Origin of the sequence: Pseudomonas helmanticensis (assembly GCF_900182985.1) — a bacterium.
GTDB classification, from domain to species: Bacteria; Pseudomonadota; Gammaproteobacteria; order Pseudomonadales; family Pseudomonadaceae; genus Aquipseudomonas; species Aquipseudomonas helmanticensis.
This window is the reverse complement of sequence record NZ_FXUY01000001.1, coordinates 1571376-1589147: the sequence shown is the minus strand read 5'-3', so window position 1 is coordinate 1589147 and position 17772 is coordinate 1571376. Positions and strand designations below refer to the sequence as shown.

At 61.7% G+C, this 17772-nt stretch carries 7 protein-coding genes; 4 read left to right on the top strand and 3 right to left on the bottom strand.

The window, feature by feature from the left end; translation table 11 throughout:
* The first annotated feature begins 59 nt into the window (after positions 1-59).
* Positions 60-12557 (top strand): filamentous haemagglutinin family protein, encoded by a 12498-nt coding sequence (locus tag QOL84_RS07075; protein WP_283436707.1) that lies wholly within the window; start codon positions 60-62, stop codon positions 12555-12557.
* A gap of 47 nt (positions 12558-12604) precedes the next feature.
* On the opposite strand, the gene QOL84_RS07070 is transcribed toward QOL84_RS07075, so the two are convergent.
* From QOL84_RS07070 to QOL84_RS07060, 3 genes are all read right to left on the bottom strand, one after another.
* Positions 12605-12832: a type II toxin-antitoxin system RelE/ParE family toxin gene (locus QOL84_RS07070; RefSeq protein ID WP_283438636.1), complete on the bottom strand. Its 228-nt coding sequence runs from the start codon at positions 12830-12832 to the stop codon at positions 12605-12607.
* 46 nt (positions 12833-12878) lie between these two features.
* The gene (gene relB / locus QOL84_RS07065) at positions 12879-13073 is read right to left on the bottom strand and encodes a type II toxin-antitoxin system RelB family antitoxin (RefSeq protein ID WP_128614194.1); all 195 of its coding nucleotides are present in this window, start codon (positions 13071-13073) and stop codon (positions 12879-12881) included.
* Between the two features lie 253 nt (positions 13074-13326).
* The gene (locus QOL84_RS07060; RefSeq protein WP_283436706.1) at positions 13327-14274 is read right to left on the bottom strand and encodes a SphA family protein; all 948 of its coding nucleotides are present in this window, start codon (positions 14272-14274) and stop codon (positions 13327-13329) included.
* Between the two features lie 209 nt (positions 14275-14483).
* Here QOL84_RS07060 and QOL84_RS07055 point away from each other — a divergent pair, with 209 nt between their 5' ends.
* The 3 genes from QOL84_RS07055 (at position 14484) to QOL84_RS07045 (ending at position 17688) form a co-directional block, all read left to right on the top strand.
* Complete coding sequence (locus QOL84_RS07055; RefSeq protein ID WP_283436705.1) at positions 14484-15581, top strand: AraC family transcriptional regulator; 1098 nt, start codon at positions 14484-14486, stop codon at positions 15579-15581.
* A gap of 240 nt (positions 15582-15821) precedes the next feature.
* Positions 15822-16709: a Dyp-type peroxidase gene (locus QOL84_RS07050; RefSeq protein ID WP_283436704.1), complete on the top strand. Its 888-nt coding sequence runs from the start codon at positions 15822-15824 to the stop codon at positions 16707-16709.
* 10 nt (positions 16710-16719) lie between these two features.
* Positions 16720-17688, top strand: coding sequence for a Gfo/Idh/MocA family protein (locus QOL84_RS07045; protein WP_283436703.1), 969 nt, complete (start codon positions 16720-16722; stop codon positions 17686-17688).
* The last annotated feature ends 84 nt before the right edge of the window (positions 17689-17772 follow it).

Genomic DNA, 17772 nt, shown 5'->3' with positions numbered 1-17772 from the left:
GCAGGCCTGCGGCAGCTTTGGCCACCCAAGTGTGGCAATCAAAAAAGGATCTCGTAGTGATGCTCGCTCGCCCATCCCGTCGTCGTACCCGTGTTCTGTCCTCCAGGCGTGAAGCTGTGGAGCCGACGCTGTGGCTGCTCAAGCCGTTGGCGCACGCCGTGGCGTTGTGTCTGGTGGCGGGCAGTGCGCAGGCGCAGACGGCGTTCAGTTCGAGCTGGTTTGCTGCCAAGGGCGCAGCGCAGCAAGCCGCGGCGGCACGGCCGAGCATGGGCGGTTTGCCGGGCATGACGCCACCGCTGGCTCAACAACAAAAAGCCAATCAGCAATTGCAGCGTTCGATCCAGACCTTGAACAACACCGTTGCCGCGATTGCCGCACAACAAGCGGCGCAGGCGGCCGGGCGTGCTGCCGCCTTGGGCACGGTGCAGTTTGTGCCGGACGGTCTGGGTGAGGGCGGTTTGAAAGTCGATAACAGCCTCGCCCAGGGTTGGCAGAACGCCAAGGGCCCGCAACAGACTCAGGCCGATGGCAAGACCACGGTGAAGATCGAGCAGACCGCCGACAAGGCGATCCTCAACTGGGAAACCTTCAACGTCGGGCGCAACACCACGGTCGAATTCGCTCAGCAAGCGAACTGGGCGGTGCTCAACCGGGTCAACGACCCGAGTGCACGGGCCAGTCAGATTCAGGGGCAGATCAAGGGCGCTGGCACGGTGATGCTGGTCAACCGCAACGGCATCGTTTTCAGCGGCAGCAGCCAGGTCAACGTGCGCAACCTGGTGGCGGCGGCGGCCAATATCACCGATATCCAGTTCCGCGACCGTGGGCTGTATTTCGACAGCACCGGCACTCAGCCGACGTTCACCGACGCGGCTGGCAAGGTGTTGGTGGAGCGCGGCGCGTCCATCGAGACGCACAAACCGGCGGTGTCCACCGATGCCGGTGGCTATGCGTTACTGCTGGGCAACGAAGTGCAGAACGACGGCAGCATCAGTACCGCCAAAGGGCAGGCGGTGTTGGCTGCTGGTGATCGCTTTTACATTCGCAAAGGCTCGGGCACTGAGGGTAATACCTTTTCGACGACGTTTGGCAGTGAGGTCACGCCGGGCTTCAAGGCCGGGGCCGTTGCCGGCAAAGTCACCAACAACGGGCTGATTCAGTCCGCCACCGGCGACATCACCCTGGCCGGTCATGAAGTGGTGCAGAACGGTGTTTTGCTCGCCAGCACTTCGGTGTCCACGCGCGGCACGATTCATTTGCTCAACCCGAGCACTGACAGCACCGGCAGCGTCACGCTGGGGCAGGGCAGCGCCACGGCAATCATGCTCGACAGCAGCGACCTCACGGCGCTCGACAGTCAACGCGACGCCGCGCTGACCGGCGTCAACGCCAACAACCGCATCCGTGGCGATCAATCGCGCATCGAGATCCAGAGCGGCGGCAGCGTCGAGTTCCAGAACGGCTCGATTACCTTGGCGACCGGCGGCCAGGTCGCGGTCAGTGCGCAACGACGCAGTGTGGTCCGTGATGGCGCGATGATCGATGTGTCCGGCGCCCTCGGCGTCAAGGTCGCGATGGAAAACAACAACATCAAGATCAACGTGCAGGGCAACGAACAGCGCGACGCGTCGATCAACCGCGAGAAGGGCGCGCTCAACAGCAACGACGTCTGGGTCGATGTCCGCGAATTGGTCTACGTGCCGGCCGGCACCAACGGCTATGCCACGGATCGCTGGTACACGGCGGGTGGCTTGCTCGAAGTGGGCGGCTACCTCGGCACCCAAGGCCACAGCATCGGCGAATGGATGGCCCAGGGCGGTACGGTGAGTTTCGCCGGTAACGACGTGGTCACCGAGAAGGGGTCGCTGATCAATCTGTCTGGCGGCACGCTGGATGTGCAGAGCGGCCAGATTCGTCAGAGCTGGCTGCGGGGGGCCGATGGCAAACTTTACGAAGTCTCGCGCGCGCCGGGCGATCTGCTCTACACCGGGTTGTACAAAGGCTATGAGGACAGCAGCGAACGCTGGGGCCAGACCAGTTACTTCTACAACCCGCTGATCGCGCCGCGCTCACGGTTCGAGTCGGGTTACACCGTCGGCCGCGACGCCGGGCAACTGGTGATCGCCACTGCCAATGCGGTACTCGACGGGCAAATGATCGGCGAGGTGTATCAGGGCGAACGGCAGAATCAGGCGCCGAAACCGGTGCTCGACGGCTATGAACAAAGTCAGACAGCACTGGCGCGGCGAGCGCAATTGATCGTCGGCAGTTACGACCCGACCTACGTCGCGGCGGCGAGTGGCTTGTTGTATACGCTCAATCCGACGCTGGACCAGGTTCAAATGGGCAGCGAACGTCCGCTTGCCGGCAGTGATCTGGACCTGGCCGGGGCGGTGTCCGATGCACGCAAGGGCAAGTTGTTTCTCGATAACGATCAACTCAATGGCTTGCGCCTCGGTGCGCTCAAAGTGGCGGCTAAGGATCAGGTCGTCGTCGACGGCGCACTGACGGTCGATAACGGTGGCGACATCACCCTGTATGCCCCGGATGTGCAGATCGGCGCTGACCTGACTGCGCGTGGCGGTAGCCTGCGCCTGGGCAACGTGCTCAATCAATTCCTCTCCAGCGATATCGCCGACACTCGGCTCACGGCCAAGGCCGACAAGGCGACGCAGGTCAATGTGGCCGACGGTGTACGACTCGATACGCGTGGCGTGTGGAGCAATTTGCGCACAAACCCGGACGATGGCGCGAACCTCGCGTACTTGAATGGCGGCCTGGTATCGGTCCGCAGCAGTGGCGATATCGATATCGGCGCGGGCAGTCTGCTCGATGTGTCCTCCGGCGGCGCTGTGCTGGCCAACGGCAAGACCCGGGGTGGCAAGGGCGGCGACTTGACGCTGGAATCCAGTGCGATTTCGGCGCCCGGTAAAACCCATCTCGACCTTGCGGGTGAGTTGCGTGGCTACGGCGTTACGGGCGGCGGCACGCTGACGGTGCAGGCCAACAAGATCCTCGTTGGCCAGACCGACCAGGCATTGACCGACAACACCCTGCAACTGTCCGGCGATCTGTTCAGCAAGGGGTTTTCCGCCTACAACCTGATCGGCCTGAGCGGGCTGGATGTTGCCGAAGACACCGCGATTGACGTCACCCTGCCGGTGTTCCGATTCGGTGATGCCGCGCCGAATCAGGTCAGTGGTGTCGATCCGCAAACGGCGCTTGAGTTGTGGACGCCGACGCTGTTCCAGGAAAATCCGACCAAGGGCCTGCTGACCCAGCGCGCCGGCGCCAGCCTGACGCTGCAGGGCGGCGCCAGCCTGATCGGCTTGATTGATGCCGCCAACAGCCCGTTGACCCTGGGCCGCGGTTCGCGCGTCAGTGTCGATCCGGGGCAGAGCATCAAGCTGCGAGGGGCAGGGCAGATAACGGTCGAAGGTGAACTGAATGCCTGGGGCGGGACGATTGATATTCGTCAGCAACAGTTTGGCGCGATCAACCCGGGCACCTCCAATCAAGTGGCGGATTCGACTGCGCACAACCGTTCGATCTGGATCGGCGAGCAGGCCGTACTGGATGTCGCCGGACGCGCCAATACGGCCATTGATGTTCTGGGGCGCACGTACGGTCAGGTCGGCAAGGGCGGCAGCATCATCATTGGTGGCGAAATTGACCCGAAACTGGCGACGGCCACAGCGGCCGATGCCTATGTCATCGTTCGTCAAGGGGCTCGAATCGATGCGTCCGGCACCGAAGCTGTTCTCGATATCGCCGATCAGGGGCCGACCCGCGTTGCAACCGATGGCGGGCGCATCAGCCTGAGCTCCTACAACGGCTTGTTCATGGAGGGCAGCTTGCGTGCGGCGGCCGGAGGTGTCGGCGCTGCCGGTGGGCGTCTGGAGCTGGCGCTTGAGGTCCCGTTGTACTTGGATTCGGCAGGCAATGCGGTGCGCGCGCCGAGGGAAATCATTATCGGCCAAGGCTCTGGGGACCAGAAGCTGTCCGCCAACCTGCGGCCGGGCAATGGCGACGATAGTTTGCGCTACGGGCAGACGCGCCTGAGTGCGGATGAGTTGATGGCCGGCGGTTTCGACAACCTGAGTCTGCTGAGCAACGGCTTGCTGTCGTTTGACGGTGACGTCAATTTGCACATGAATCAGAGCCTCAATCTGTATGCCGGGGCGCTCTCGCTGGCAGAAAATTCCACTGATGCGGCACGTATCGATTTGCGCGCGCCGTACCTGCGCCTGTCCGGTGTCGGTACTTACTTTGAAGCGCCCACCATGACGCGGCCACGGGTGACCCTCAATCCCACGAACCGATTGTCGCAGGCCACGTTCAATGCCTCGGCGAATCTGCTGGATGTGGGCAACGGACTGTCGTTCGGTACGCAGGGTGCGATCTTGCAACAGCAAGGACCTGCCGTTGCATACAGCCGCCGGGCATTCGGCCTGGTGTCGCTCGACAGCAGCGGTGACCTGCGTTTCCTCGCGCCCAATGACCGTGCCGAAAAAACCCGCCTGTGGACCCCGGGAGACTTGAATCTCGGTGCGGCGCAAATCTACCCCGCCACGGGCGTGCAGGCTGATGTCCGCGCCGGCTATCAGGGCGCCGACCGGGCGAACGAACACACCCTGCGGATCAGCGGTCGCGGCGCGGCACCTGCGGCGGTGCCTTATTCTGTATTCGGCAGTTTGAGCCTGACCGCAGGCACCATCGAGCAGGGCGGGGTGATCCGTGCACCGTTGGGCCTGATTACCCTGGGTGACGATGTTCTGACCGCCACACGTGAGGTGCGCCTGTTGCCGGGCAGCATGACGTCGGTCAGCGCCGCCGGGCTGGTCATGCCTTACGGTGGCACCACCGACGGCATCGACTATCGCTACAACGACAAGTCGGTCATCTTGAATGGCATCACTGGCCAAACCAATGGCGTGGTTGTCAACTCGCAATACATCGATGTACAGGGCGGTGCGACTCTTGATCTGTCCGGTGGCGGTGATCTTCGCGGCGCCGGTTTCGTTTCAGGGCGCGGCGGCTCCACCGATGCCCGTCTCAATCCGTTGGTGCGCAATGCCGCTGACGGCACCTTCAGCTTGCCAGGGCTTGCGAGCAATCCGGTGTACGCCATCGTGCCGGGCAATCAGAGCGTGTATGCGCCGGTGGTGGCAGAGGCCGCTGCGGTAGATCCGCGGGTCGGCCAGCAGATCACCCTTGGCGCCGGCGTACCCGGTCTGGCAGCCGGCACCTATACCTTGTTGCCCTCCAGCTTTGCCCTGTTGCCGGGGGCGTTCCGCGTTGAAGTGAATGCTCAGGCGACGCCGAGCGGGACGACGCCTGCGCTACAACTGCGCAACGGTTCCTGGACCAGCAGCGGGCAGATGTCGATTGCCAATACCGCTTTGCGTGACAGCCTCGCCAGTCAAGTGATCCTGACGTCTGCCGATGTGTTGCGCCGCTACTCGCAATACAACGAAACCAGCTTGACCCAGTTCATCTACAGCGATGCCGCGCGACGGGGCGTGCCGCGTGCGCTGGCACCCATGGACGGCAAGACGCTGGACTTGCGTCTGAACGCCGGTGGCGAACAAGACATTGCTTTGCAGTTCAACGGGCAGGCGCTGTTCAAGGCCGCCGAGGGTGGCTTTACCGGCACCGCCGTATTGCGCGGGGGCAATGCCGGCGCGAACTTTGAAATCCTTGGTGCAGGGCATGCGCCAACCGCTGACTTCGATGGCGTCTCGGTCTACGCGGACACGCTCAACAACCTCAACGCCGGACGCCTGAGCATCGGAGCGATGCCGAATGTCATGTACGGCAACTCGGCCAACATCATCGGATTCCTTGGCACCAGCAAAGACATTGTTCTGCGTGAAGGGGCGATCCTGTCGGCGCCGGAAGTCTTGTTGCGCACCACGTCGACCCTTGGTGGCATCACGGTCGAGGCGGGGGCCGGGATCAATACACTGGGACGCGGCGATGTGGCCTACGACTCAACGGCCGGCTATTTCTATCAGCCTGACCAATCCAGTCTGTTGCTCGCTTCCAACGGCTGGACCCATGTTCTGGCGCCGAAAGCGGCCAGCGGCATTTCCGGCGGTGGCAGCATCCGCATCGGTGTCTGCACCACGACTGTGTGCAGCAACCCGGCGATCCTTTATTCGGACGGCAGTCTGACGGCCGCCACGGATAATCAATTCGAACTCGACGAAGCGGTGCGTTTCGGCACGCGCCACCTGGCGCTTTCGGTCGGCTCGGTCAATGCCGGCAGCGCCGAAGCACTGACAGCGGCAGGCAGTCGCGTACCGGCGGGGTTGATGCTCAACCAGAACGTGCTCAATCGACTGCTGCGTGGCGATACGCAGTACGGCGCACCGGCGCTGGAAACCCTGAGCCTGACCACTCGCGATGCCTTCAATTTCTACGGCAGCGTGAGCCTCGACACTCTCGATCCCCAGACCGGCCAGAGTAAACTGCAGAATCTGCTGCTGGTCACCCCGGCGATTTATGGCTGGGGCGACGCCAGTGATGTGGCGAGCATCCGCACTGCCAATTTGATCTGGAACGGCGCCACGCAAAGCCCTGGCGGCGTGATCACCGCTGGCGCCGGTACGGGCAGCGGCACGCTGGACATTCAGGCGCAACGTATCGAGTTGGGTTACGACTCGATGCCGCAAGCGAGCGGCCTGGATCAGAACAATCGTCTGGCGCTGGGTTTTGCCAACGTCAACCTGACCGCCAGCGACCGCATCACCGCCAACCACAAGGGCAGCCTCGCGGTGTATCAGGAGCAGGGCACTTACGACCCGGTCAAGGGTTACCGCTACAGCGGCGGCAACCTGAATCTGCGTACGCCGTTGCTTACCGGTGAAGCGGCGTCGGTCAGTGTGCTCAAGGCTGGCAACAATCTGACGCTCAGCGGTGGCGGGGCTGCCGGGGTGGCGGACGCGCTGGGTGCCGAGTTGAACCTTGAGGCTCGCAACATCGTGCTCGATAGCCGTATCGCCCTGGCCAGCGGCAAGCTGACGGTCAAGTCCGAAGGCGATTTGACCCTCGGCAATGCTGCGGTGCTGGACATGGCCGGGCGTACGTTGCCGTTCAACGATGTGAACAAGTACAGTTGGGGCGGCGACGTGTCGCTGTACAGCGCCAACGGCGATATCCGGCAGGCGGCGGGCTCGCGGATTGATCTGTCGGCGAAGAATCATCAGGCCGGCAACCTCACGGCCACCGCGCTGGGCGACGCTGCCGGGACAGTCGATTTGCAGGGTGAAATCCTCGGCGGCAGCAGCGGTTATTACGATGCCGGCGGCACGCTGGTGCCGTACAAGGCCGGGAGCGTGGACATCCGCGCGCAAAACCTCGGCGGGGATGCCACGGCGCAGTTCGCCGCGCTCAATCAACGCCTGAACGCCGGGCAGGTGTTCGGCAGCCGCAGTTTGCAGCTCAAGCAAGGCAATCTTGTGATCGGCGATGGCCTCAAGGCCGGTGACATCAATGTCTCGGTGGACAACGGCAGCCTGACGGTGGCCGGTCTGATCGACGCCAGTGGCGAGCGCGTCGGCAACATTCGTCTGGCGGCGAAAAACGGTATGACGCTGGCCGGCAACAGCGTGCTCGACGCCCACGGTCGAGTCTTGCGCGTCGACAGCTACGGCAAGATCATCGATGCGCCGAACCGCGCCACGGTGGAGCTCAATTCCGGCGAGGGCGTGCTCACGCTGGCATCCGGCGCGCGCATCGACCTGCGTCACGGCACCGATGCGCTGCCCGGTTTCCTCGCCGGTCAACACGACGGAATGCTGCGCGGCACCCTGGAATTGAACGCGCCGCGTCTGGGCAGCAATGACATCGCCATCGACGCCAGCGGTGCGTTGACCATTCAGGGCGCTCGCTCCATTGGCCTCAACGCTACACGCCGCTACACCGATGCCCGCGATGGCGTCGATCAAGCGGTCAGTGGCCGACCGTATCAAGTCATCGATCAGGCCATGCTTGATAGCATCCATGGCGACAGCAACACCTTCATCAATGCGGCGCTGGGCAACAACGATCTGCTGCAACGCAAACTCGCCGGTCTGAACAACGCTGCCTACGCCGATGCATTCCATTTGCGTCCGGGCGTGGAAATCGCCAGCAAAACCGCCGACGGCGACCTGGTGGTGGAGGGCGATCTGGACTTGTCCGGTTATCGCTATGCCAGCCTCAATCCGCACACGCGCTTGAACCCGGCGGTGTACGGTTCCGGTGAGGCCGGCAACCTGGTGATCCGCGCGGGTGGCAACCTCGATATTTACGGCAGCATCAACGACGGTTTCGCGCCGCCGCCGGAAACTCAGGATGATGCCGGCTGGAAATTGATTGCCGGTGTGCAGCCGTTCGGCGCTGATCTGATCGTGCCGGGCAGCGGTGTTTCGCTGGCTGAGGGGACACAGTTCCCGATCGGCGCCACGCTCAATTACGACGTGACAATTCAGGGCGCGGTGTTGGCCAGCGGCACGTTGCTGCCGACTCAGGCGGTGTTGGCTGAGGCGTATACCTTTAGCGCCGGCACCGTGTTGGCCGGGGCTATCCATGATGCCAGCGGCAGCTTGCTGTATGCGACCGGGACGTTGTTCAGTGACAGTGTGACGGTGCCGGCGAACAGCCGTTTGGGTGCCGGTATCCGTCTGAACAAGGCGACCAGCCTGCAAGCCATGAACTGGCCCAAAGGCGTGCCGTTGCCGGGGGTTTACAACGCCGACCTGCAAAGCGTTTCCGGGGTCAGGCTGAGTGGTTCGCTGGCATTGCTGCGCGGATCGCTGATTCCTTCCATGACCGACGTGAAACTGGCCGACGGCACTTCATTGATCGAACTGCGTCCGTTTACCGGCGACCAGCAAGGCAAGAACTGGGCAGTGGCGAGCATGTTGCCGTCGGGCAGTGCGTCGTGGTCGATGCGCGTGGTGGCGGGTGCAGATCTTGGCGCCGCTGACAGTCGGGCGGTGCGGCCGCTGACCACTGAGGGCAATCTGCACCTGGCGGATACTCACTACGGGGTGAAAGTGACAACGTCTGCGGGGAAACTGGTCTGGACTGCTGACAACCCGTTTGGTTTTGCCGAGTTTGAGCCTGTGCCAGATGAGTATCTTCCCCTTTGCGATGTACAGGTGGGTAGTTGCGCACCCATGGCGCGCTGGGTCTGGGCACCAGGCAGCGGAATGGGAGCCGATTATGAGCCGGTCCCGGAAGACTTCCAGATTATCTGTGAAGTACAACCTGATCTGTGCATCGGCAACAATCCGGGGAAATCCGCCAATGCCCATACGCAGATGTTCAGCGTATTACGCACCGGCACTGGCGATCTCGACCTGATCGCCGCCGGCAATCTGAGCATGGACTCGCCGTTCGGCGTGTATACCGCAGGCACTCAGTCAGCCAGCGTTGACCCGCTCTATAACCAGAAACGCGGGCATCTCTCGGACAGCGATTCGGTGCTGGGCACGGCGGGTGTCGACTATGAGAAATGGGTCAACGGTGGCGCGGACAGCTTGTATCAAGCCTGGTATCCGCAGTTGGGCGGCAACCTGACGATCAACGCCGGGGGCTCGGTTTCCGCCGATTCAGTAGGCAAGAAGGCGCTATCGTCGGGTGGCGGTTTCCGTGAGCAGATTGCCAGCGCGTCAGTGGGTAACTGGCTGTGGCGCCAAGGCACAGGCAATCCGGATGTGCCCACCGCCTGGTGGATCAACTTCGGCAGTTACGCCACTCAGTTGATGACAGCCGACGGCAATACCGAACCGTATCTGATGGGCTTTACCGGTTTCGGCACCTTGGGCGGCGGTAATATCAGCCTGCGTGCCGGAGGTGACGCCGGTATGCTCAAACCGTTGGGCGATGCCATCAATTATCCGCGCAGCCAAGGGCTTATCGTTGCCGTGGGCAGCACAGGTCGTATCGCCAGCGATGGCAGCGTGCAGATGACCGGCGGCGGCGATATGGACATTCGCATCGGCGGCGCGCTGAACCCATCGCTGCAAGCGCGGGCCGGAGACAATGGGACGAGGGCGCCGAGGCACGACCTGCAAGGCGCGCTGATCAATTTGCGCGGGGCGGCGCAATTGACGGGCGGGGCACTGGGCGGCATCAACCTGCAATACGGTGCCATTTCACAGTCGCATGATGTCCGTGAAACCCGACCGCTGGATCCTTTCACCTCGACCACCAGCAACGCGTCCGGTGGTCTGGTGCTGATTCCTGGTGACTCGGGCATGAGCCTGAGTACTCGTGGCGACCTGGTGCTGGGCGGTGCGGCCGATCCAGGTCGGGTGCGTCTGTTCAACGCCTCGCCACTGCTCGATAGCAGCGGCAATATGGGTATCGGGGGCATCCTGAGCGGCTTCTCGCTCTGGACCGATCACACCGCCATCGATCTGTTTTCTGCCGGTGGCAATCTTACGCCGAGTACTCAATTGGCGGAGGTCGATGGGCGTCTCGACCCTGTGAGCGGCGCCAATACCTCGCCCACCGATGGGCGCTTTGTCTATCCGTCGATTCTTCGGGCTGTGGCGGCTCAGGGGTCGATTTATGCCGGTCCATCGGCGGCATACGGCGAGGGCAACGCAGCGCCGACTACCGCGTATTCACTGTTGTTGGCACCTTCGACAGCCGGACAACTCGAACTGTTGGCCGGCGATTCCATCTATGCCGGTGGCTATGCGATCAATCAATCCGGCGCTAGCCCACTGGCCATTGCAACGCCTTTCAAACCGGCATTCCAAGCCTTCTCCAGCAGTAGGGTCCAGAAGCCCCTCAACAGCAACTACGCCAGCGACGGTGTTAAGCCTGACGCCAATTCGCGTTATCCGTTGTTCGCTTTTGGTCCCAACAGCTATTCCGGATTGAATGACGTGCAGGGACCCGCAAGGTTTTATGCCTTGACCGGCGATCTGGTGGGGATACGCAGTGGTGAGACGTTGAGATTCGATAACTCGAAACGCACTTGGTACGAAGCCGCAGGCCCGGTCTGGATGGTTGCCGGACGTGACATCGTGGCATCCGGGACCAACCTGGGCCAACCGACAGCCGTGCGGCCCGATGAGATGGGCGTGGGTCGGGAAGGCATCACCTCGACCGGCAACCTGTTCGTTCATAACGACCCGCGAGATGTATCGCGGGTGTCGGCCGGACGCGACATTCTTTACAGCAGCTTCGATATTGCCGGCCCAGGCACGCTGGACATTAACGCCGGGCGCAACATCCTCATGGAGAACCGCGCCAGTATCACCAGCCTGGGTTCGTTGGTGGCCGGGGATCAGCGGCCTGGCGCCAGTGTTGTGCTGCAGGCGGGCACAGGCGCGCAAGGGCTGGATTACTCACGGTTCATCGCGCGTTACCTGAACCCGCAGAACCTCGCTGATCCGCAGGCCTCTCTCAACGGCCAGCCAGGCAAAGTGGTCAAGACCTACCTGGACGAGTTGCAGAGCTGGCTGACCCTCGGCTATGGCTTCAGCGGCAATGCCGAACAGGCACAAGCGTTCTACGCCGCGATACCGAGCGCCGAACAGGCAATCTTCGCGCGTCAGGTGTACTTCGCTGAACTGCGTGCCGGCGGTCTGGAATACAACGATGTCGACGGCCCACGCCAAGGCAGTTATCTGCGTGGTCGCAACGCTATCGCCGCGTTGTTCCCGACTACTGATGTGGCGGGCAATCCGATCCGCTACGACGGCGATATCACGCTGTACGGCGGCGCTGGGGTCAAGACCCTGTTCGGCGGCGACATCCAGATGCTCACGCCGGGCGGCGGTCAGGTGTTCGGCATCGAAGGCGCCGCGCCACCGTCGACGGCGGGGATCATCACCCAAGGCTCGGGCAACATTCAGCTCTATTCGCAGGGCAGCATTCTGCTGGGGCAGAGCCGGATCATGACTACCTTCGGCGGCTCGATTCTCGGCTGGTCGGCCGAGGGCGACATCAACGCCGGTCGCGGCTCGAAAACCACGGTGGTCTACACCCCGCCGAAACGTGTTTACGACACCTGGGGCAACGTAACGCTGTCGCCATCGGTACCGAGCACCGGCGCCGGTATCGCCACGCTCAACCCGATCGCCGAAGTGGCGCCGGGTGACATCGACCTGATCGCGCCGCTCGGCACCATCGATGCCGGCGAGGCGGGGATTCGTGTGTCGGGCAAAGTCAACATTGCCGCACTGACGGTGGTCAACGCCGCCAACATTTCGGTGCAGGGCAAGGCGTCGGGTGTACCGGTGGTGTCGGCAGTGAACACCGGCGCGATCACATCAGCCAGTTCCGCTGCATCCTCGGCCACGCAAGCGGCGGAAGACGTCGCCCGTCAGCAGCAAGCAGCTGCGCGGCAGAACCAGGCGTCGGTGTTTACCGTGCAGGTGCTGAGCTTCGGCAACGAACAACTTGCGCCGTCTCGCGATGGTGCAAGCCGTGCCCCGGCGCCGGGCTACAACCCGAACAGCCCGGTGCAGGTGCTGGGGGCAGGGGCGCTGGATGAGCAGGCGAAACAGCAGTTGACCGAGGAGGAGCGCGGGCAACTGACGTTGTAAAAGACTCTCGTGCAGTACGTTTGGGCGGCCGGTTGGTCGCCCTTTTTTTATGTTGATGAGATTAGTGGGTATTGTTGTCGAGTGTGGACTAACGTCAGTATTCTGATGTGCCCGTTCACTCGATAGACCAGTAGATAGTTTGGATTGACCACCATTTCCCGAGTGCCCGGTACCCGACCGGATCTGTAACCATAGAGAATTGATGAAAGCCTTTGCGTTGCTGCACCCACCTTGCGCTGCAGAGCCGCTGAAGCGTTGGAATTGTATTGTTCAATGTAATCGATAATGTCAGCCAGATCGTCCAGAGCTTGATCGCTCCATTCAAGCGGCAGCGCGTCGATTCTTGCGTTTCTCTTCTAATAATTGGTCGAGCCGCACCATGGCTTCCTCATGGGGAATGCCTGGGCGAGGATCATCCAGTGCAGCCTGCACCTTGGCACGAAACCAGCGATCGTAGCTCTCGGCCTCTTCTTCGGATTCGAACTCAGAATAAAACGGGGAAAGCAATATGCTCATATGACCTCCGTGATCAATGTCAAGCAGTCTAAGGGGGAACGGCCCGTTGTCGTCACTGGCTGACGATGCACCCCATGAGCCCTTGAAGAACCATGGGATAACGTAGCCCAGTATCTGCAAGCGCCCCCTTTAAATCTGCCAGACGTTTCCTCCTGTTGTCCGGTAATCTCGACCGCCGCTGTAGGCATATTCCACTCATGCGTTTGTCAGGTTTTCAGGCTACAAGTCAAAGTGCGCTGTCCTACAAATGCACTCAGAACGCATAGGGGATACTCACCTTCGCCCACAACATTTCACCCTCTGGCCGGTTCTCCACATCAAATTCCTTGGCCCAGCGAATCTCCGCGCTGGCGTATTTGAGAAAGGTGAAATGCAGCGCCGGGCCGATGGCGAACACTTCGCCACGCACGCCGTCATCGACGTCCTGCCCGGCAAACTGCACGGTATGGCCGAACTGTTTGTCGTCGGTGGTCTGCTTGAGGTAGTAGCCGTTGAGGCCGAGCATCAAATCATCAGTGATCTTGTAGCTGGCCGAATAATCGAAGTGGAAGATCTGCCCGGACTTGTAGTCGGTGTCCTTGTTCTTCTCGTTGAAGCTGTAGGTGGTCTTCATCGACACTTCGGTCTTGTCGGTCGGCAGCCAGGTGAAGGAGAACAACGGTTTGTAGGTGTAGAAATTGTTGCTGGTGTTGGCCAGCCGATCGACGCTGTATTCGCCGGTCGGCACGGTGACTTCAATGGCCGCGCCGAGCGTCAGGTTCTTGCCCATGTCCCACAGAATGATCGGCGCAATGGTGGTATCGCCCATGCCTTCGCGGGTGTCGCTCAAGCCGAATACCGAGACTTCCTGTTTCAGCCACGGCTGGGCGATGTAGCCGGCCAGGCGCCCGCCGAAGATCCGCACGGGGCTCAGATAGTCGAGGCGCGGAATCACCGCAGTGGATTCGATTTCGACGTTGGGCACCTTGCCGCCGAACGAGCTGATGTTGAGTTTGGTCGCCTTGTAATGGTTGTAGTAGAGGTTGAACGCGACCATGTTTTCCGGAAGGCTGTCGACTTCCAGCGGCAACATGAAGAAACCGTCGGTGCCGGTGCCGATGTTGTCGACGCCGGCTTCGGTCGCCAACGCCGGTAGGGTCACGGCGCCGCCCAGCAAGCAAAGGGCCAGGCGCAGGGGGAATGTCGCGCGGTTCGGGTGCATATCCGTCCTCATTATTATTGTGTTTTGGGCGCAACGCCGGCACGCAGTACGCCCGGCACTCTAGAAATAAGCGCTTGGCGCCCGGCAGGGCAGGGTATTGGCGGACATTGAGGGGACTTCTGCGGACAGCTGGCAAACCCTGTGCTAACTTCCATCGACATAACCGGTTACAAAAATAACAATCAAGCGTGATCCGGAATGTCATCCCCATGAATGTAAAAGTCCAAGACCCGACTTTCGAACTGGCGCTGGTCTCGCCGTTCCTCCTGCAAACCCTCGCCGAAGTCGCGCAGAACAAGGGCGTCGACCCTGAAAGCCTGTGCCGTGGCCTGGGCTTCACCCTTGAAGATCTGCAAGACCCGGCGCAGCGAATTTCCTATCGCCAGGCCGTGGCAATGATTCAACGCGCACTCAAAGTGCTGCCCAATCAAGGTTTGGGGCTGTGGGTCGGCGCGCAGAACGTGCTGGGTACGCTGGGTTTGCTTGGGCATGTGTTGTCGCTGTGCAAGACTTTGCGCGATGCCTTTGCCCTCGGGATTCGTCATCAGCACACCTCGGGCGGGATTGTGGTGTCCAGTGTCGATGTGGTCGGCGCTCAGGTGCATCTCGATGCTGAATGTCGCTTGCCGTTTGCCGATGTTCAGGTGTTCGCGGTGGAAGAGTTTTTCGCCAGTTTGCTGGTGTACGGCCGAGCCTTGGCGGGCGCTGATTTCAAGCCGATTGCCGTCGAGTTTGTGCACGCCGCGCCGGATTACCTCAGCGAATACCATCGTCTGCTGGGACCGGAGGTGCGTTTTGGTTGCTTGCACAATCGCATGCTGATCGATGTGCAATGGCTGGACGTCAACCTGCCCAATCATCATTCGCTGGCGCTGCGTCAGGCCGTCGCCTTGCTGGAGCTGGAAGCGGCGCAGGTGCATCAGAAGCTTGATCTGATTCAGGCGGTGGAGCGGGCGATTGCGCGGGATCTGAGTCGCGGCAGCCATATCGAAAAGATTGCCGGTGATTTGAACATGAGCAGTCGCACGTTGCGTCGGCGCTTGACCGAGCATGCGCTGACGTTTGAGGCGTTGCTGGAGCAGGTGCGCCAGGCGCGGACGATGAGTTTGCTGGCCAATCCTGATATGCCGATCGAGCGGATCACTGAAGAAGTCGGCTACAGCGATGTGCGCAGTTTTCGCCGGGCGTTCAAACGGTGGACGGGGTTGAGCCCCAGCGCCTGGCGTAATGACGCCAACCCTCACCCCAGCCCTCTCCCAGAGGGAGAGGGAGCCGACCGCAGTGTCTTGCGAGTTACATCGACCTGAAAGATTGTGTCGATTATGGACTTGAGAGATTGAGGCTGACCGAGGTGTCTTGAGTCATGCACCGACCCGAAATTATGGATTCACCGATGCACGTTCAAGTCGGTGTAGATCTTTAATATCCCCGAATCAGTTCCCTCTCCCCCCGGGAGAGGGCTAGGGTGAGGGGCTTTTGGCGCCATCCAAACCCACACAAAACCTCCGGCCACAGGTAAACTCCGCGCACTTTTCCAAGGAGTTCACATGAGTTACTACCAGCCGGGCATTCTCGCCACCCCCGTTCCTGCGCAAGCACGCCACCTGTTTTTCGCCCTCGAGTCGGTAGCAGCACTGCCGCAGGCGATCGACAACCTGATGAATCAGGTGGACGGCAAGTCGGCAGTGGTCGGTTTCGGCGAATCCCTGGCCAAGGCCCTCGACGTACAGATCGACGGCCTGCGCAGCTTCCCGGCGCTGACCGGCGTCGGCGTCGAAAACCCGTCGACCCAACACGCGCTGTGGGTCTGGCTGCACGGCGTCGACCGTGGTGAATTGCTCAATCGCTGCAATGCTATCGAAGCCGCACTGGCGCCGGCCCTGCGCCTGGTCGAAATGCAGGAAGCCTTCCGCCACAAGGACGGCCACGACCTCACCGGTTACGAAGACGGCACGGAAAACCCGCACGACGAAGCCGCCATCGCTGCCGCCCTGCAAAGTGCAGGCACCGACGGCATGGTCGGCGGCAGTTTCGCCGCGATCCAGCAGTGGCAGCACGACCTCAAGGGTTTCCACAAACTTTCCGCCGATGACAAAGACAACATCATGGGCCGGCGCCTCAGCGATAACGAAGAGATCGACGACGCGCCAGTTTCCGCCCACGTCAAACGCACCGCGCAGGAAAGCTTCGCCCCGGAAGCGTTCGTCGTGCGCCGCTCGATGCCGTGGATAGAAGGTGATCGCGCCGGCCTGATGTTCCTTGCCTTTGGTTTCTCGCTGGATGCTTTCGAAGCGCAATTGCGGCGCATGAGCGGTCTGGAAGACGGCATCACCGACGGTTTGTATCGCATCAGCCGACCGATCACTGGCGGCTACTACTGGTGCCCGCCGCTGAAGGACGGCCACCTCGACCTGCGCGCCTTGCGCATCGGCTAAAGGAACAGACATGGACGTGGTGCGCTGGGGCATGATCGGTTGTGGCAGCGTCGCCGAGCGCAAGAGCGGGCCGGCCTTCTACAAGGCGCCCGGTTCGGCGCTGGTGGCGGTGATGGGCCGACGGCTTGAGGCGGTGACTGACTACGCCGCGCGCCACGGCATCGCGCGGGTCTACACCGACGTCGATGCGCTGATCAACGATCCCGAGGTCGACGCGGTGTACATCGCCACGCCCCCCGACAGCCACCACGCCTATAGCCTGAAAGTCGCTGCCGCCGGCAAACATTGCTGCGTGGAAAAACCCATGGCGCTGAGTGCCGGGCAAAGTCGCGAGATGCAGCAGGCATTTGCCGAGGCCGGTTTGCATCTGTTCGTGTCCTATTACCGCCGTTCATTGCCGCGTTTTGCGCAGGTGCGGCAATGGTTGGCGGAGGGGCGCATCGGTGAGGTTCGGCATCTGAGCTGGACGTTGACCAAAGCACCTTCACCGACGGATCTGGACGGTCGCGACAACTGGCGCACTGACCCGGCAGTGGCTGGCGGCGGGTACTTCGCCGATCTGGCCAGTCATGGTTTTGACCTGTTCCAGTATCTGCTTGGCGACATTGTCGAAGTGGCCGGATTCACCGCGCGTCAGGCCGGGTTGTATGCCGCCGAAGATGCCGTCAGCGCCAGTTGGCGGTTCGCCTGCGGGGCGCTGGGCATGGGTTGCTGGAGCTTTGTCGCGGATCGGCGCGAGGATCGGGTCGAGATCATCGGCAGCCGTGGGCGAATCAGTTTTTCGGTGTTTGATGAGCATCCCGTGCAATTGCATGCCGATGAAATCATCAGCCTGGAAATCCCGCATCACGAACATATTCAGTGGCATCACGTGCTGGGCATGAATGCGCACATTCGTGGTGGTTCACAACATCCCGCCGTTGCCGAACAGGCCCTGAAAACCGACTGGGTCATGGATCAGATCCTCAAACGCTACTAGCACACAATTCCCCTGTAGGAGTGAGCCTGCTCGCGATAGCGGAGTGTCAGACACCGGATTCGTATCTGATACACCGTTATCGCG